The sequence below is a fragment of the Bacteroidota bacterium genome (assembly GCA_020161395.1).
In the GTDB taxonomy this organism is placed as follows: Bacteria; Bacteroidota; Ignavibacteria; order Ignavibacteriales; family Ignavibacteriaceae; genus UTCHB3.
The window spans coordinates 642,694-659,412 of the sequence record JAIUOE010000001.1 but is presented as its reverse complement, the minus strand read 5'-3'; the positions used below and the strand labels follow the sequence as shown (position 1 = coordinate 659,412).

Genomic DNA, 16,719 nt, shown 5'->3' with positions numbered 1-16,719 from the left:
GAGAGTTTATGAATCCGCTGAAGGAAAAGAGTATTGCTTATTCAATCAGAATGGTAAAAGCATATAAGTTTCTTTTGAGTAAAAATGAGTATGTGCTTTCAAAGCAGATGCTTAGATCAGGAACCAGCATTGGTGCTAACATTCATGAAGCGCAACACCCGGCATCTTCAGCGGATTTTATAAATAAACTACGAATAGCACAAAAAGAGTGTGAAGAAAATCTCTATTGGCTTCTGCTCTTGAAAGAGTCAGAATACCTCACAGAAGCAGGCTACAATTCCCTTCTTAAAGACGCCGAAGAATTAATGAAACTGATCAGTTCCTCGATTAAAACCACTAAAACCAAAAACTCCGGCTAACACCAATTACTGCATTATTGGATTATTGCATTATTGGATTAAAAGACCACTAAAACCAAAAACTCCGGCTAACACCAATTACTGCATTATTGGATTATTGCACTATTGGATTAAAAGACCACTAAAACCAAAAACTCCGGCTAACACCAATTACTGCATTATTGGATTATTGCACTATTGGATTAAAAGACCACTAAAACCAAAAACTCCGACTAACACCAATTACTGCATTACTGCATTACTGCATTATTGGATTACTGCATTACTGCATTAAAACAGCAGCATCCAAAGGACATAGTCGAGGATGAGGATGAGAGCTGCGGAAAGGACGAAAGAACGGATGGTTGCATTTCCGACACCTTCGGCTCCACCGGAGGTTCGAAGCCCGTTGTGAACACCGATGAGGGCAGTGACTGCTCCAAAGAAGACGGTTTTGAGAAGTCCCGTGAAGAGATCATAAAGTTGAAAATACTGTTTTACGGAATGAAAAAAAACAGCTTCCGAAACTCCGAGGAAGTAATTTGAGACAAGAAATGCTCCAATTACGGCGATGAAGGAAGCAAAAAGTGCGAGTATGGGAAGCATAACGATTGATGCGAGGAAACGGGGCATTGCAAGAAATCTTATCGGGTTAATTGCCATGCTCTCGAGGGCATCTATTTGTTCGGTTACTTTCATTGTGCCGAGTTCTGCAGCGATGGAGGCGCCAACCCTGCCTGCTATTACAATTCCCGTAAGGACGGGACCCAGCTCTGTTATGATAGCCCTGCTTGTTGCGGCACCCAGAAAAGAAACGGGTGCAATCCCCTTAAGCTGATAAGCCGCCTGCCATGCGGCGACAGCTCCTGTAAAAACCGCGATGATAAGAACCAGGGGCAGAGAGCCAACACCAATATGCTCCATCTGAAACAGGACCTGTTTTCTGTTTTTGATTATTTTAGGAAGGAAATAAATGATCCGCATCTGAAGGAGTGAAATTTCACCAATTTCCGATACAAAATCGATTGTTTTCTTTCCCAGGAGGGCTACAAGTCTGGTCATTTTGGGCTTTTATTATCTCAAATTATGTTGCGGCGCAATCGTGTTTTTGAAAAATGTATTAATATTTGTAGTTTTGAATGTTAGAAAATAATAACTAACATACGCGGAAGATTAACTAATATTTATTAATACCGTTTATAGAGCGTAAAAATAACTATAAACCGTAAAATAATGAAACAATTTGAGGCATTTATATGACGACAAACAAAAAGCTGTTGAAATGGGTTGAGGAAATGGCTGCACTCTGCAAGCCTGACAAAGTATATTGGTGTAACGGGTCTGAGGCAGAATATGATGAAATGGCTAAATCACTCGTGGAAAACGGTACTTTTCTCAGGTTAAACGATGAAAAGAGACCCAACAGTTACATTTGCATGTCAGATCCAAGTGATGTGGCAAGGGTGGAAGACAGAACTTTTATTTGTTCGGAAAAGAAAGAGGACGCAGGACCCACAAACAACTGGATGGCTCCTGCCGAAATGAAAAAAATATTGAACGGATTGTTTGACGGATGCATGAAGGGCAGAACGATGTTCGTAATTCCTTTCAGCATGGGACCTCTCGGAAGCAACATTGCACACATCGGAGTGGAACTTACAGACTCCCCTTATGTGGTGTGCAACATGAAAATTATGACAAGAATGGGACAGAAAGTCCTCGATCAGCTCGGTGACGGTGAATTTGTACCCTGCCTCCATTCTGTGGGGAAACCCCTCGCAGCGGGCGAAAAAGATGTTCCATGGCCCTGCAATACAACCAAGTATATAGTTCACTTCCCTGAGGAAAGATCAATCTGGTCGTTTGGAAGCGGTTACGGTGGAAATGCCCTTCTCGGCAAAAAATGTTTCGCTCTCAGAATAGCCTCGGTAATGGCAAGAGATGAAGGCTGGCTCGCTGAGCACATGCTCATCGTTGGCATCACCAATCCAAAAGGTGAGAAAAAATATGTAGCGGCTGCATTCCCGAGTGCATGCGGTAAAACCAACCTCGCAATGCTTACCCCTTCACTTCCCGGATGGAAGGTTGAATGTGTCGGCGATGATATTGCCTGGATGAAATTTGGACCTGACGGAAGATTGTATGCAGTTAATCCTGAATACGGTTTCTTCGGTGTAGCCCCTGGTACTTCAAATAAAACGAATGCCAATGCCCTCCTTTCGGCTACAAAAAATTCGATTTTTACGAATGTTGCCCTGACACCCGACGGTGATGTATGGTGGGAAGGAATGACAGATGAAAAGCCGGCAAAATTGACCGACTGGAAACACAGGGAGTGGACACCCGAGTCACCGGAACCATCATCGCATCCCAATTCAAGATTCACAGCTCCAGCAGGACAGTGTCCGGTGATCGACCCTCAGTGGGAAAATCCCGCCGGCGTACCAATCTCGGCAATTCTGTTTGGCGGCAGAAGAGCAAAGGTTGTTCCTCTTGTAGCTGAAGCTTTCGACTGGGATCATGGTACTTTCCTTGGATCTACTGTTTCATCAGAGACAACCGCTGCGGCAGTTGGTGCTGTTGGCCAGATAAGAAGAGACCCATTCGCAATGCTCCCCTTCTGCGGTTACAACATGGGCGACTACTTCAAACACTGGATTGAAACCGGGCAAAAAGCTGACAAAACGAAACTTCCGAAGATATTCTATGTGAACTGGTTCAGAAAAGATGAAAACGGAAAGTTCATTTGGCCGGGTTACGGCGAAAACATTCGTGTTCTCGAGTGGATTTTCAACAGAGTTGACGGCGCTGACATTGCGGTTGAAACCCCCAAAGGTTTCCTTCCAAAACCGGGCACAATCAATGTCGAAGGTCTTGATCTTTCAGAGGAAAGAGTTGCAAAACTTTTCGAAATCGACAAAGAACACGGACTTGAGGAGATGGAGAGCATCAGAAAATACTTCGACTCGTTCGAAGGACATGTTCCAAAAGAACTCTATGCCGTTCTTGATAAAGTTGAAGGAATGTACAGCAAACTGTGATTTTCTTTCCACAGATGATCTTAAAAGCTGCCTTCCAACCAGGGGGCAGTTTTTTTTTGCTCTGAAATCAAAATAATTTTTTAAGTTTCATTCGTCAAATAAAAATCATTATCCGATGGAGTGATTATGAGAGTAATAAGTGCCTTTTTGCTTGTGGTTCTCTTTTCTTCCTCACAATCTGAAATCTTCGCACAAGCTGCGGGTGAGATCATCTTCTCGAAGCAGATGATCGACTCAAAGAGCCCGGCAAATCTGACATCCAAATTCGAAGCCGGAGATCACATATATGCATTTGCCTACCTTCCCAAACCGGTCATAAACATCTTAAAATCGAAAACAACTAAGAAAGCTGAAGTGGAAGTTTTCCTTTATGAGCTCAAACCCCCTCTTTACAGTTATCAGCAACCAAGTGAAATGCAGCTCGAGGTAAGTTCAATGTCTGTTTCAGGCTCCCTGCTGGAACAGGATAGAATTCCGGTTGACATAGTCCCCTCACCCAAAAAAACCACCGCCTATGGCTCCCAGGAAATAGAGTATAAAAAGTTTGGTGCAAATTACTACGGACCTGTATTATTCGCGAAGGCTCTGTCCAATCTTGAACCCGGCGAGCACAAAATTATTGTCAAAGTAAATATCCATTATGCCGTGGTTGCAACAGGGTCTTTTGTAATATCGGGAAACGATTTCAGCCCGTATGAAAATCAATCGGAAAAATTGAACGAGGTTGCGGGTAATATTACGACACAGTCTGCAGTTTTTCCCAAGGCAGCAATGTCGGATAAAAAACTTGAAGCTGAAATGATTACTGTGTTAAAAGGTTCAAACACATACAAGGAAAGAATTAAAGGTGAAGTGCTTAAACTCGTGATAATCGATCCCGACTGGACGATAAGGCGTAATGAAGTCACGGGTGTTATCCTCCATCGTTACATCAGAGCAACCGCTGCGGTAAAAAACTCCGATGGAACCTGCACGGTCTGGCAGTTGATTACCTTCCAGCAGGACTATGTTTCAAACGCTTTTCAAAAAACAAAATTTGACGGGGTTGGAGATCCGTACAAGATTCCTTGTGAAAATGTGAAATAAATCTGTGTTATCTGCAGGATCTTCCTTATTGGTCTTAAAAATCCAATAGGGTTGATCCTGCAGAGACGGACAATTAATTCACTTAATTCAAATACCAGACCGCTCCGTTTAGTGCCGAAGCAAAAGTAACCCAAAGAATGTAGGGGATCTGCAGAAGTGCTGCCTTTTTATTGACAGGGTAGAAGGTGACGATCATCGCAAGCACCGAAACCCATACGAGGATAATCTCGAAAAAAGCCACTCCAATAAGTCGGAACTCAAAAAAGATGAAACTCCATGCGAAATTGAACGCCAGTTGTATAAAAAAGACTTTAAATGCCCTGGTTCGCAGTTCACCCTTTTCTGATTCCCATATCAGATATAAACCAACACCCATCAGGATATAAAGCAAAGACCACATTGGTCCAAAAATCCAGTTAGGCGGGCTGAAAACCGGTTTGTTCAAATACATGTACCACGACTTTATATTTGGGGTGGTTGCAATTCCGGCGATACTTCCAACCAGAAGGGGAATTGAGACAGCAACGAGAATTTTGAGAAACTTATTCATATTACTTTTCCGTTCTAAACATTTTTCTTCTATTTACCTTGAGATGATTCAGTAGATGGAACCTTATAGTGTGGTAAAGGTATAAAAAAGGTAAATTGCAACACTAATTTAAACACTTTTGCCGGTTAAACGGCTTTCCCCCCAATGGAGTAAATAATGAAATTTTACATCAGGATATCCGTCCTTTTTCTTCTCTTGACCGGTGCTATTATCCCCCAGTCTTTGAAGTGGTACACCCCCGCTGAAGGATTTGCCAAAGCGGCAAAGGAGAGTAAAACTGTTTTGCTCGATGCCTATACTGAATGGTGCGGCTGGTGCAAGGTAATGGATACAGCCACTTATGGCAAGCAAAATGTAATTGACCTTCTCAACAAGGATTTTGTCTGTGTAAAATACAATCCTGAGACCGACGGAAACATTTCAATAGCAGGAAACTCGATGACGCCTGAACAATTCGGCAAATCATTTAAGATTTCGGGATATCCTGCCACTGCTTTCTACACTTCCAAGGGTGAATTTATTCAGACAATCACGGGATATATTGAACAGGAAGAATTTGCGACAAAGATACTTCCTTTCATTCTCAGCGGAGAGGCTTTCAAAACAAACTACGGGTCGATGAAATACCTCAAGGCTCTTGATGAATTTGCCAAAAAGGGGATGAATTCCTCGTTGAAACTTGCATACGCTCTTGTCTATTTCGAAGTGGAGGGTGATGATGCAAAAGCGATTGCCGCAGTAAAAGAGATTGAGAAAACCGACAGCCTCTTCTGGCTCGCCCAGGAAATTCTCGCTTATATTAACGACCGGGAAAACACTGAATTAAGTCCAAAAGGACAGGAAAAGATTCAGGAAATAGTGCAGCAATATCTCAGAATTGAATAATCCGGCTTTTTGAAGTTATATTTCGCAGTTAACTAATAAAGAGAGAAAATATGGAAACAAGTCCGATAATTGCAGTCGTCCCGCTTAATTTTCAATGGCCCGTTCTGGATCCGTTTATTTTTTGCGCACATCACAATGACCACTATCCCCGCGGAAATGGCGAAATGGGTCCCGCTGCATCCCTTGAAGGAAGACGCCTCGGTGAGGATTTTGTGGTGAAGGACGGGTGGCGGATGTATCACGGTGAATCAGTTCCGGGGTTTCCGGCGCATCCACACAGAGGATTTGAGACTGTTACTGTGGTGATGCAAGGATTTGTTGATCATTCCGACTCTCACAAGCAGGCGGGCAGATACGGTAACGGCGATGTTCAGTGGATGACGGCGGGAAGCGGACTGCAGCACTCGGAAATGTTTCCTCTGCTCAACGAGGATAAGGAAAATCCTCTCGAACTGTTCCAGGTGTGGCTAAACCTCCCGCGCGAAAAGAAAATGGCTCCCCCCTACTTTAAAATGTTGTGGGCTGACGAAATTCCTGTGGTCACCATTAAGGATGAAACGGGTCTTAAAACAGAAATCAACCTGATAGCGGGCAGTATCGGCGATGTTCAGGCACCCGCACCGGCTCCCGATTCGTGGGCTGCTAATCCGGAAAATGAAGTGGCGATCTGGACGATTAAAATGGAACCCGGAGCGGTCTGGGAAATACCCAAAGTCTCTGAAAACGCATTCAGGGTTATCTTCTTTTACAGGGGAGCGTCCATCCTTGTGGAAGATACTTCTGTAAATGAATATACGGCAGTACAGTTAAAGGCTGATTCATTCGTAAAGATTACCGCAGGCGAAACAGATTGCTTCATTTTTCTGCTACAGGGTATGCCGATAAACGAACCGGTATATCAGTATGGTCCGTTCGTGATGAATACGAAAGCTGAAATAACTAAGGCTTTTGTCGATTTTGATCAGACTCAGTTCGGTGGGTGGCCCTGGGAGAGACGCGACAATGTTTTCCCCAAAGATGCAGGACGGTTTGCCGAGCACATCGACGGAAGAAAAGAAATTAAATAATCCCGTTTTTGTCACTATCCGGATCAGGTGGAGATTCTTTTGAGTCTCTACCTGCCGTGTCTCGCAATAAGTGTTTCAACAACTTCCCCCGGGTTGATTTCCTGTTCCGACAACATAACAAGCAGATGAAACAGGAGGTCTGCCGACTCGTTTTTTATCTCTTCCCTGTTTCTGTTTTTAGCAGCAATCACCACTTCAACCGCCTCTTCACCAACTTTTTGGATAATCCTGTCAGACCCTCTCTTAAAAAGGGAAGTGGTGTATGACCCCTCCGGCAGTTTTTCTCTCCTCTCCTCGATAACGGTGAAAAGCCTGTCAAGAAAAGCAAACGGGGTTGCCTCATCTTCACCGAAACAGGTGTGTGAACCCGTATGACAGACAGGACCGGCAGGTTTCGCTTTAATCAGGAGGGTGTCGTTGTCACAGTCGGGGATTATCTCTTCTACAAAAAGAAAATTTCCTGATTCTTCACCCTTTGTCCAGAGTCTCCTCTTCGTTCTGCTGAAAAAAGTGACCTTCCCCGTCGAGATAGTCTGTGTAACCGCCTCATTGTTCATGAATCCCACCATCAGTACCTGTCCGGATTGGTGATCGGTGATTACGGCAGGAACAAGTCCACTCGTTTTTTCATAATCCATTAAAGCTGTATCCAAAATTCTGTTTTTCATACTCTTGTTTCAATTCCATTATTTCTTAAAAAATCTTTTAATTCCGGGATTGCGAGTTCGCCAAAATGGAACAATCCCGCAGCGAGACAGGCATCCACACCCGCTTTTTCGAAGGCATCGAGAAAATGCTGTTTGTTCCCGGCTCCACCTGAGGCAATCACAGGGATATTCACTTCACCCTGCAGACGGGAGAGAAACGCAAGATCAAATCCCCTTCTCGTTCCATCGCAGTGCATGGAAGTAAGGAGGATTTCTCCCGCTCCGAGGGATTCCACCTGCTTGCACCAAATAAATCCGTCAAATTCAGTCTTCTTCTTCCCGCCGCTTACATAAACGGGATACTGTCCGTCTTCAAGATTTATGTCTATTGCGGCAACAATTGCCTGACTACCGAATCTGTAAGCTGCTTCAGTAATAAATCCGGGATTGCGAACAATTGAGCTGTTAAGTGAAACCTTGTCAGCTCCTGCTCTGAGGAGTCTCTCGATGTCCGTTAATTCGGAAATGCCGCCGCCCACTGTAAAAGGTATTGAGATGGCTTTTGCAACCTCCTCCACAAATGCAAAAATCGTTTTCCTCCGTTCCAGTGTTGCGGTGATGTCAAGGAACACCAGTTCGTCAGCTCCGCTTTCAGAGTAGAGGGCTGCAAGTTCTATCGCATCACCCGCATCTTTAAGTCCGACAAAATTTGTTCCTTTTACTACCCTTCCCTCTTTTACATCGAGGCAGGGGATAATTCTTTTAGCAGGCATTTGTCATCTCCTCAAGGGTGATTCTGTTTTCATAGTACGCTTTCCCGACTACAACAGAGGGGACACTGCTCTCTTTCAGTTGCTGAAGGTCGGTTTTGTCTTTCACTCCACCCGAAGCGATCAAAAAGATGCCGGGGAAATCTGTGAGAAGTTTTTTATAGAGTGGCAGATTTGTCCCTTCAAGGGTTCCGTCCCTGCTGATATCGGTTACAAGGAATGAATTTATTCCGAGAGACAAACAATACCTGATTTGATCCTCAAGGTTGATAACCGAGGTTGATTCCCAGCCGTCAACGGCGATCATGCCGTCCCTCGAATCACTTGCGGAAATAATTGATTCTGCGCCAATCTCATTTGTAATTTTTTCAAAAATGTCTCTGTATTTCACTGAAATTGAACCTGCAACAAGAAAGTCAACTCCGCTTTCCATGATACGACGAGCATCGTCGAGGGTTCTAACTCCACCTCCCGACTGTATTTCCACAGGGAACAGAGATTTTATCTCCCTCACAAGGTTCATAATCCGGGGTTTCCGCTCCCTTGCACCGGAGAGATCCACGATGTGGAGCCTGTTAAATCCTGCCTCAACGAATTTTTCCACAACTTTAACAGGTGCTGAGGAATATGTGGTAACGGAATCAAATGCCCCTTTAAGAAGGCGTACAACTTTCCCTTCAAGGATATCCATTGCCGGAATAACTAACATTTTACCTCCATTTCGATAAAATTTTGTAGCAGTTGCTTTCCCTGTGTCGATGACTTTTCGGGATGAAACTGAACCCCGAAGAAATTGTCTTTCTGTATAGCGGCTGAATAATGACCGCAGTTTTCAGATTCGGCAATCGTAAACGGTGAACCCGGAATGTAATATGAGTGGGCAAAGTAGAACCACTCACCGCTATGCAATCCGCTAAAAAGTCCGGAGAAATCCGTAAAAACGACCCTGTTCCACCCCATCAGAGGCACTTTTGTTTTATCCCTGTCGAAGAGAATACACTTCCCCGGAATCACACCAAGACAGTCGATATCCCCCTCCTCGGAGTGGTCGACGAGGAGTTGCATACCAAGGCAGATGCCGAGAAACGGTTTTTTCCAGCCCGTTATCAGATCAATCACTCCTTTTTCTCTCAGACTTTCCATCGCAAAGCGAGCGGAACCAACACCGGGCAGGATCAACCTTTTGCATTTTTTGAGTTCATCTACTGAATCGGAGATAATAAAATCAGCACCAAGCCGGGAGAGGGCATAGCCCACCGACGCAGTATTGCCCGCACCATAATCGATAATACCTGTCATAATACCCCCTTTGTTGAAGGGAGTGAGCCCTGAGTTCTCTCATCAAGACGGGCAGCTTCATTAAGTGCTTTAGCAAATGATTTGAAGATCGCTTCGATTTTATGATGATCATTTTTCCCGCTTGCTTTTATAACGATGTTTGCTTTCATTCCCGATGCCACGGCTCTGAAAAACTCTTCCGCCAGTTCGGCAGGGAACTCTCCGATAAACTCCCGCTTGAATTTTGCCTTAAACTTCAGATGAGTTCTTCCACCGAGGTCGATTGCACAGCTTGCTTCGGAATCATCCATCGGAATCCAGAATCCGTATCTTTGTATTCCCGCCTTGTTGCCAAGTGCTTTTAGAAGTGTCTCACCGAGGACGATGCCGGTGTCCTCAACTGTGTGGTGTTCGTCAATTCCAAGGTCACCATTCACCTTTATTTTAAGACCGATATTGCCGTGCCTCGCAATCTGGTCGAGCATGTGATCAAAAAAACCGATCCCTGTTGAGATTTGCGAGTTGCCGGGTTCATCCAGGCTTACTTCGATTGCAATGTCGGTTTCTTTTGTTTTTCTTTGTGTTACCGCAAATCTGCCGATTGCAGCATTTCCACTAAACTCTGTTGTTTCGGGTTGAAATTCAAATATTTCCGACATCGCACTTATAAGGAGGGCTATTTCCTCCCGGGTACCGACAGAGATCCTTACACAATTCTTCAAGAGTGGTTGTGAGGAACGATCTCTGATAATTATCTTTCTTTTTGCCAGTTCACTGCACAGAAAACCGGAATCCTGCACCTTGACAAGAAGGAAGTTGGCATCGGATGGAAACACTTTTTCAACCACGGGGAACTGAACCAATAAGTCCGCAAAATATTTCCTGAGTTTAACCACCTCTACGAGAGATTTTGTAAAAAAAGGAATCCTGTCGATCGTCTCAAGCAGTTTTTTTTCAGTCAGTTTGTTTATCGAGTAAGGTGCCTTAATCTTGAAGAGGTAGTCCACGAGCTCTGCATTTCCACAGAGATACCCGATTCTGGCACCGGCAAGTCCGTAAACTTTTGAAAAGGTTCTCATTACACACAAGTTTGGAATTGCTATCGAGTCTTTAATAAATCCGTCACCATTTCCAAAGCCGATATAAGCTTCATCCACCACAACCAGACCGCGGAATTTTTTGGCAATCTTAATTACTTCCATTCGCTCCAGAAGATTGCCCGTTGGATTGTTGGGTGAGCAAAGGAAAATAATCTTTGTGGAATCTGTTACCATTGCAAGGAGTTTACCGGCATTCAACTTAAATCCATCCTCTTCCAGATTACAAGTCTTAATGTTGACATTATGGATATTACAGACAGTTTCATACATCCCGTAAGAGGGTGTGATGGTCAAAACCTCGTCCTTACCCGGGTCACAGAACAGTTTTACCAGCAGGTCAATTATCTCATCACTTCCCACTCCAAAGAACAGGTTTTCGCTTTTTATTTGCAGATACGGTGCAAGCCGTTCCCGAAGGGCAGTTTGAGCGGGGTCGGGGTATCTGCAAAGATCAGGATCGGAAAGTCCGTTCATCGATGAAAGCGGGTTTTCATTTGCATCAAGAAATGTATAATCTCCACCTTTATAGAGGTCCCGTGCTGATGAGTATGGTTTAACATCCACGAGGTGTTTTCGAATAATCGTTTTTATCATGGTGACATCCTTGTTTTTACGGCAGCAGCATGGGCTTCAAGTTTCTCAATTTCTGCCAGTGTTACTACTGTTTCGGAAATTCTTTGCAGACTATCCTTGCTCAATTCCTGAAATGTGATTCCTTTCATAAATGATTCGACCGCTACACCTCCCGTTGCGCGGGCATAACCCGATGTGGGAAGTGAGTGATTCGTCCCTGATGCGTAATCACCGGCACTTTCGGGAGACCACTGACCAATGAATACCGATCCCGCATTTATTACTTTATTCTTTAACATGCCAGCATCTTTGGTGTTTATAATAAGGTGCTCGGGTGCATATTTATTGGAAATCGTAAACGCATCCTCCATGTTTGCCACCTTCACCAGCCGGCTGTTGGAGAGGCTGCCTTCCATCTCTTTCTTCCTTGGGAGAAGGGACATCTGTTGGGCAAGTTCCTGTTCCACTTCATTAATAAGCATTTCAGAGGTGGAAAGAAGAATCGTCTGGGAATCAGTCCCGTGTTCAGCCTGTGAAAGTAGATCTGCTGCTACAAACCGGGCATCGGCTGTTTCATCGGCAATTATCAACAGTTCGCTCGGACCTGCCGGCATATCGATGGAGCAACCTGAGCCGTCAGTCGCGACTGCCATTTTTGCGGCGGTAACGAACTGATTCCCGGGACCGAAAATTTTGTCAACTCTCTCCACTCCTTCCACTCCGTAAGCAAGCATCGCAACAGCCTGGGCACCACCGACCGCGTATATTTCAGAAATTCCGCAAAGACTTGCAGCATAGATTACAGCAGGCTCAACTTTTTCAGATGCGGGAGTAACCAATACAACCCGTTTACACCCTGCAATCATGGCAGGCACCCCGAGCATAAGGACAGTTGATGGGAGTACTGCAGAACCACCCGGGATATACAATCCGACATTTTCAATTGAAACAAACTTCCTCTCGCACAAAACACCTTCTGCTGTTTCAACTGAATAATCGACAGGTTTTTGCGGATTGTGGAAAGCAAGAATGTTCTCAAAAGCAGTGTGAATCGCATTTTTTGACCTGGAATCAAGCCCCTGAATCGCATCCTCTATCTCGTTTTTAACAAGCCGGATACTAACCCTTCTGAATCTGTCAAATATTTGTGCGTATTTAATTACCGCCTTGAGCCCAACTGACTTCACTTCGGAGATTATGGCTTCCGCGGTCTTCCGGGCAGATGAGATATTAAGTCCCGTTCTGGCGGTTACCTCTTCGAGAAGGTCTTTTGTAAGATTTGTTGCGTCAATTTTTTCCATACTCTCCTTACGGTATCATATTTTCAATTGGCAGAACCAGAATCCCCGTCGCTCCCGCATTTTTAAGAGGGTCGAGCACTTCCCAGATGTATCCCGAAGGAACGACTGCATGAACAGCAACTGTTGATTCGTCAAAAAGAGGAAGGATTGTCGGACTTTTTGATGCGGGGATCATCTTAATTACCTCTTCAAGTGAAGCTTTAGGTACATTCATCATCAAGTATTTCGATTTTCTTGCAGTTATCACCGATCTTATTCTTTTCAACAGGTCGGAGACGAGTTGCTCTTTTACCGGATTGTCCCGTAACGCCGGGGATGCAATAAGTGCGGCTTCCGACTCAAAAACAGTAAAGCCCCTTTTCAATTTGTTCAGTTTGAGAGTGTTACCTGTAGAGACAATATCACAAATTACATCGGCGATACCGAGAGCGGGGGCAATCTCCACCGACCCTGAAATCTCAATTATTCTTGCTTCGATATCGTTCTTAGCGAGAAATTTTCCCAGAATTGAGGGGTAGGTGGTCGCAATTTTCTTTCCTGCAAGACCTGAAACATCGTCAATTTGCACTGAATCGGGGTATGCGATCATAATACGGCACTTCCCGAAACCGAGTTTTTCCTTCAGGTCTATCGTAACGGGTTTTTCGGTAATTACATTTTCACCGACTATACCAAGGTCGGCAACGCCATCCTGTACATATTCAGGAATATCATCATCCCTGAGGAAAAGAATGTCAGCAGGGAAGTTGGTTGCTGATATATAGAGGCGGTCGGTATAGTTGTCTATGCCGAGACCGCACAAATTCAGGAGCTCAATCGATTTTTCAGTGAGCCTTCCTTTTTTCTGAACCGCTATTTTTAAGTTGCCATTATTGAGGGGAAACATCAGAGTCCTTTAAAATAAAAAAAGCCCCGGCGCTGTGCCGAGGCTCTTTAGTTATCAAAAACAACATAGATCACCGCCGACACATACCGTGTGCTAAATGATGATGGTGATGAATGTTGGTTAAGTTTTCAAAAATCATGTTGTAAAAATATAAGAATTTTCTTTCATGTCAAGGGGAATTATTTTTCTACGAAGGAGATGTCAATTTCCGGATCCAGTTCTGTCATACTCGAAAACAGATACTTGTAAAACGATTCCTCAACTTCGAGATTTGGCAGACCGAGTTCGTAATATGTCCGTAGCTCAAGCATCTTTTTTTCTTTGTTTTGTTCTGCAATTGCGGGATTGTCAAGAAGATCGACAATTGGTTTATCATATTCATCAATCAGTATTACAACCCGTTTGCCTGTATTTTTGTAGATACCTCTTATAAGAGTGGCAAGATACTCGTGCTCAATCAGACCGCCCAGGTCAATGGAATATTGCTCAGCATAATCCATGAGCGATTTATTGATCGAATAGGAGAGTTCAAGTGGATTACCTGAGGGAAATGCGGAGAAATCGAGTCTGATTATCGGGAAAGAGTCCCACGGTTCCTTGATACTGTCTTTAATTGCAAGACCATCAAAAAGTTCGGAATTTCCGTTAAAGAAGGAATAGAGAGACGATAGGAACAGAGACTTCCCGAACCTCCTTGGTCGCGAAAGAAAAACATATTTGTAACCTAAAACAAGCCTGGCGATATATGCGGATTTGTCCACATAGACCATTTTGTCTTCGATAATCTGTGAAAATGTCTGTATTCCGAGAGGAAGTCTTTTCATCTTAAATCTTTTAAATTGGTATTCGCAAATATGACAAAATTAAAGTAAAATTAGTGGTTCACCTTAAAAATTACTGATACTCAGGTCAGCCAAAAAGTTTGATGTTACTTCCCGGATCATTTTTTATCGATCCTAAAATTAGCCTTTTTCACCTTTTCTACTATTTTTCCCTGTAAATTAAACAATTATTCTGCCCTCGAAAAATCATTCTGGAACTCACTGAATTAAAAATAATTTTTCTATAATGCAATCGGGAAAAGGTATTGCTTTTTACTTTTTTTTATTCGGATGTTGTTATGATGTTAAAGTGAGCGTTGGATTTTAATTTGATTCAATGTTGCACAATTCATTGTGAGCAAAAGGTATAATGGGTTCATTGTTTATAGTTCTTAAAGCCGGGCTTATTATCAACATTTGGGAAATTTTTTTGTTTTCTGCAGGGAAACAGACCCCACCTCCGTTTTGGTTTGTTATCCTGTCATTGTCCCTCATTCCAAATCAATTCGATTTGGGATTGCCAGTCACTTTGTGCCTTCCGGAAACATTTCTAAAAAATATTTATTTTTTAATCCATCAACACAAAACCTTGTGTGAGGAAATTCTATGTTTGACCTAAAACAAAACCCGCTTGGTATAGGCTTTTTGCTTCTTTTATTTGTTTTCACAACAGAAGTTGATGCCCAGTATGATACTATAGTGTTCAGCAAGCAGGGGTATTTTTCGTATGAATCAATAGTTTATATGGGAGATCAAAACGACGATGGATATGACGACTTTGTTTTGAGTATAAGACCTGATCCAAATTCTCAAGCAGCAAATGCCATGTTTTTCCGGGGAGGAAACCCAATAGCCACGGAACCTGTTTTTTCGATTCCTATACAATATCCGAGGGCCGCTACTGCCTGTGACTGGAACCGCGATGGTTACAGGGACATTGTTACAGTGTTTTCAAATCCACCCCATCCGGCAATATTTGATATTTTTTTAGGTGGGCCTAATATAGACAACACACCCGATGTTACATTTCAATTTAGCTATACTGATTCCAGTAATAATTTGCTACGACTTAAAGGGCAATCCGGGTCAATTGATTACAACGGGGATGGATGGGAAGAGTTAGTCGCATACCACAGTTACCGCCCAACAAATTCCGGAAGTATCGTTTTCTTCGAAACCGGTAGCACGGATTCAATTCCAACATATCACATGCTTTCAGATTCTAACAACGCGTATTATTATTCCGGCAACCATTCAACGGTATTTCAACAATTTGCTGACATAGATGGCGATGGATGTACAGATATTTCAATGGAATTCCAACCCGTGAACATCCCGGATCGTCCCTTCAGGAAATTCTACTACGGTAATCCCTCATTCGCTTTCTCCGACACTTTTAAGATATTTGATACAACAGGTATCATTGCTGTCAATGACATGAATGGTGATGGTAAGGGAGAGCTTGTCCTCCGAAATACTGAAACGATTTTTCCTTACTGGTACACTAAAACAATTTCATATGGTAGTAAACCACCAAACCTGTCAGAGGAAGCGGGACTAAATCTTCAAAATTCAGCAACAACATATACGGTTCCAATAGGAGATGTGAACAAGGATGGTTTTAACGATCTAATTATTCATATTTCATATTATACGGCTCGTCTTTTTCTTGGGGGTAACCCGATACCCACAGAGAAGGCGGATGAATATGCCTTTAGTATTTATAACAGTCCCAATTTTTCAGGCAGAATAGGCGATGTGACAGGTGACGGAGTAGATGATATCTGTATCGGAGAGGAAGCGGAATACAACCTCATTTATCCTCTTATAAACAACCGTGTCTATATTATGAAAGGTGTCAGAAAACCAACGGGTGTCGAGGATGAGACTGGAGCAGAACTTCCGACAGAGTTAAAGATAAGAACCAGCCCAAACCCTTTTAACGGGAGCACAAAGGTTAACTACACAGTCCCGGGCGAAGGCATGATAGACATGACGGTTTATGACATAATGGGCAGGGAAATTTATTCAAATACAACCTTTAGAACAAAAGGTGAACATAGTGAGGTGATTGATTTCAACCTGCTGGATGTTTCAAGCGGGACATACATGATAAGGGTTTCTTCTCAGAAGGAGAACGGTCAAATGGCTGCAACCGTAAAGGTGGCCTATATAAAGTAAAGATCGGAGAAAAGTAAAATGAAACAGACAAGGTTCTTTCTGTTTTTTGTTCTTTTTTCGTCTGAGTGCGCAATCGCTCGAACATACAAACACTAATTACACAAAAACGATGAAAGCATTGCTACTTAAATAGCCTCCGATTTCAATCGGAGGAAAAGGAGTCACATTTGAATCTTAGATTCAGTTTTTAATTGT

At 43.3% G+C, this 16,719-nt stretch carries 16 protein-coding genes and 1 pseudogene; 6 read left to right on the top strand and 11 right to left on the bottom strand.

The genetic code is table 11. The features are described from left to right. The first annotated feature begins 8 nt into the window (after positions 1–8). On the top strand, positions 9–359 hold the full coding sequence (locus LCH52_02560) for a four helix bundle protein (GenBank protein MCA0387358.1): 351 nt from the start codon (positions 9–11) through the stop codon (positions 357–359). 270 nt (positions 360–629) lie between these two features. On the opposite strand, the gene LCH52_02555 is transcribed toward LCH52_02560, so the two are convergent. Beyond that, positions 630–1,400, bottom strand: coding sequence for an ABC transporter permease (locus LCH52_02555; GenBank protein MCA0387357.1), 771 nt, complete (start codon positions 1,398–1,400; stop codon positions 630–632). Positions 1,401–1,594: 194 nt separating this feature from the next. Between LCH52_02555 and LCH52_02550 the strand changes: the two genes are divergently transcribed. Continuing rightward, entirely contained in the window at positions 1,595–3,379 is a 1,785-nt protein-coding gene (locus tag LCH52_02550; protein MCA0387356.1) for a phosphoenolpyruvate carboxykinase (GTP), read from the top strand. 126 nt (positions 3,380–3,505) lie between these two features. After that, on the top strand, positions 3,506–4,465 hold the full coding sequence (locus LCH52_02545; GenBank protein ID MCA0387355.1) for a hypothetical protein: 960 nt from the start codon (positions 3,506–3,508) through the stop codon (positions 4,463–4,465). A gap of 82 nt (positions 4,466–4,547) precedes the next feature. Here LCH52_02545 and LCH52_02540 read toward each other — a convergent pair whose 3' ends face one another. After that, positions 4,548–5,015 (bottom strand): tryptophan-rich sensory protein, encoded by a 468-nt coding sequence (locus LCH52_02540; GenBank protein ID MCA0387354.1) that lies wholly within the window; start codon positions 5,013–5,015, stop codon positions 4,548–4,550. A 156-nt stretch (positions 5,016–5,171) separates the two neighbouring features. Between LCH52_02540 and LCH52_02535 the strand changes: the two genes are divergently transcribed. Together LCH52_02535 and LCH52_02530 are read left to right on the top strand one after the other, a co-directional pair. Then, positions 5,172–5,900 (top strand): DUF255 domain-containing protein, encoded by a 729-nt coding sequence (locus LCH52_02535; GenBank protein MCA0387353.1) that lies wholly within the window; start codon positions 5,172–5,174, stop codon positions 5,898–5,900. A 50-nt stretch (positions 5,901–5,950) separates the two neighbouring features. Then, positions 5,951–6,967 carry a pirin family protein gene (locus LCH52_02530; protein ID MCA0387352.1) on the top strand — a complete coding sequence of 339 codons (1,017 nt, stop codon included), beginning with the start codon at positions 5,951–5,953 and terminating at the stop codon, positions 6,965–6,967. A 47-nt stretch (positions 6,968–7,014) separates the two neighbouring features. On the opposite strand, the gene hisIE is transcribed toward LCH52_02530, so the two are convergent. From hisIE to LCH52_02485, 9 genes and pseudogenes are all read right to left on the bottom strand, one after another. After that, positions 7,015–7,635: a bifunctional phosphoribosyl-AMP cyclohydrolase/phosphoribosyl-ATP diphosphatase HisIE gene (gene hisIE / locus LCH52_02525; protein MCA0387351.1), complete on the bottom strand. Its 621-nt coding sequence runs from the start codon at positions 7,633–7,635 to the stop codon at positions 7,015–7,017. Further along, positions 7,632–8,387: an imidazole glycerol phosphate synthase subunit HisF gene (gene hisF, locus LCH52_02520; GenBank protein ID MCA0387350.1), complete on the bottom strand. Its 756-nt coding sequence runs from the start codon at positions 8,385–8,387 to the stop codon at positions 7,632–7,634. The genes hisIE and hisF overlap by 4 nt, the downstream gene beginning before the upstream one ends. Beyond that, positions 8,377–9,093, bottom strand: coding sequence for a 1-(5-phosphoribosyl)-5-[(5-phosphoribosylamino)methylideneamino] imidazole-4-carboxamide isomerase (locus LCH52_02515; protein MCA0387349.1), 717 nt, complete (start codon positions 9,091–9,093; stop codon positions 8,377–8,379). Before LCH52_02515 ends, hisF begins: the two co-directional genes overlap by 11 nt. Continuing rightward, positions 9,087–9,683, bottom strand: a complete 597-nt coding sequence (hisH, locus tag LCH52_02510; GenBank protein MCA0387348.1) for an imidazole glycerol phosphate synthase subunit HisH — start codon at positions 9,681–9,683, stop codon at positions 9,087–9,089. The genes LCH52_02515 and hisH overlap by 7 nt, the downstream gene beginning before the upstream one ends. Further along, complete coding sequence (gene hisB / locus LCH52_02505; GenBank protein MCA0387347.1) at positions 9,680–10,321, bottom strand: imidazoleglycerol-phosphate dehydratase HisB; 642 nt, start codon at positions 10,319–10,321, stop codon at positions 9,680–9,682. Before hisB ends, hisH begins: the two co-directional genes overlap by 4 nt. After that, positions 10,310–11,356: pseudogene (gene hisC, locus LCH52_02500) on the bottom strand (histidinol-phosphate transaminase). Before hisC ends, hisB begins: the two are co-directional and overlap by 12 nt. After that, a complete protein-coding gene (gene hisD, locus LCH52_02495; protein MCA0387346.1) occupies positions 11,353–12,636 on the bottom strand; it encodes a histidinol dehydrogenase in 1,284 nt (427 codons plus the stop codon). The pseudogene hisC and the gene hisD overlap by 4 nt, the downstream one beginning before the upstream one ends. Before the next feature lie 7 nt (positions 12,637–12,643). Beyond that, complete coding sequence (hisG, locus tag LCH52_02490) at positions 12,644–13,522, bottom strand: ATP phosphoribosyltransferase (GenBank protein ID MCA0387345.1); 879 nt, start codon at positions 13,520–13,522, stop codon at positions 12,644–12,646. Between the two features lie 179 nt (positions 13,523–13,701). Further along, positions 13,702–14,346, bottom strand: coding sequence for an AAA family ATPase (locus LCH52_02485; GenBank protein MCA0387344.1), 645 nt, complete (start codon positions 14,344–14,346; stop codon positions 13,702–13,704). Between the two features lie 603 nt (positions 14,347–14,949). Between LCH52_02485 and LCH52_02480 the strand changes: the two genes are divergently transcribed. Next, positions 14,950–16,524: a T9SS type A sorting domain-containing protein gene (locus LCH52_02480; GenBank protein MCA0387343.1), complete on the top strand. Its 1,575-nt coding sequence runs from the start codon at positions 14,950–14,952 to the stop codon at positions 16,522–16,524. Positions 16,525–16,719: the final 195 nt, after the last annotated feature.

What these genes read in the sequence shown, in the direction of transcription:
- LCH52_02560 (MCA0387358.1), top strand. Translation starts at nt 9, where the DNA reads ATGAATCCGCTGAAGGAAAAGAGTATTGCTTATTCAATCAGAATGGTA.
- LCH52_02555 (MCA0387357.1), bottom strand. Translation starts at nt 1,400, where the DNA reads ATGACCAGACTTGTAGCCCTCCTGGGAAAGAAAACAATCGATTTTGTA.
- LCH52_02550 (MCA0387356.1), top strand. Translation starts at nt 1,595, where the DNA reads ATGACGACAAACAAAAAGCTGTTGAAATGGGTTGAGGAAATGGCTGCA.
- LCH52_02545 (MCA0387355.1), top strand. Translation starts at nt 3,506, where the DNA reads ATGAGAGTAATAAGTGCCTTTTTGCTTGTGGTTCTCTTTTCTTCCTCA.
- LCH52_02540 (MCA0387354.1), bottom strand. Translation starts at nt 5,015, where the DNA reads ATGAATAAGTTTCTCAAAATTCTCGTTGCTGTCTCAATTCCCCTTCTG.
- LCH52_02535 (MCA0387353.1), top strand. Translation starts at nt 5,172, where the DNA reads ATGAAATTTTACATCAGGATATCCGTCCTTTTTCTTCTCTTGACCGGT.
- LCH52_02530 (MCA0387352.1), top strand. Translation starts at nt 5,951, where the DNA reads ATGGAAACAAGTCCGATAATTGCAGTCGTCCCGCTTAATTTTCAATGG.
- hisIE (MCA0387351.1), bottom strand. Translation starts at nt 7,635, where the DNA reads ATGAAAAACAGAATTTTGGATACAGCTTTAATGGATTATGAAAAAACG.
- hisF (MCA0387350.1), bottom strand. Translation starts at nt 8,387, where the DNA reads ATGCCTGCTAAAAGAATTATCCCCTGCCTCGATGTAAAAGAGGGAAGG.
- LCH52_02515 (MCA0387349.1), bottom strand. Translation starts at nt 9,093, where the DNA reads ATGTTAGTTATTCCGGCAATGGATATCCTTGAAGGGAAAGTTGTACGC.
- hisH (MCA0387348.1), bottom strand. Translation starts at nt 9,683, where the DNA reads ATGACAGGTATTATCGATTATGGTGCGGGCAATACTGCGTCGGTGGGC.
- hisB (MCA0387347.1), bottom strand. Translation starts at nt 10,321, where the DNA reads ATGTCGGAAATATTTGAATTTCAACCCGAAACAACAGAGTTTAGTGGA.
- hisD (MCA0387346.1), bottom strand. Translation starts at nt 12,636, where the DNA reads ATGGAAAAAATTGACGCAACAAATCTTACAAAAGACCTTCTCGAAGAG.
- hisG (MCA0387345.1), bottom strand. Translation starts at nt 13,522, where the DNA reads ATGTTTCCCCTCAATAATGGCAACTTAAAAATAGCGGTTCAGAAAAAA.
- LCH52_02485 (MCA0387344.1), bottom strand. Translation starts at nt 14,346, where the DNA reads ATGAAAAGACTTCCTCTCGGAATACAGACATTTTCACAGATTATCGAA.
- LCH52_02480 (MCA0387343.1), top strand. Translation starts at nt 14,950, where the DNA reads ATGTTTGACCTAAAACAAAACCCGCTTGGTATAGGCTTTTTGCTTCTT.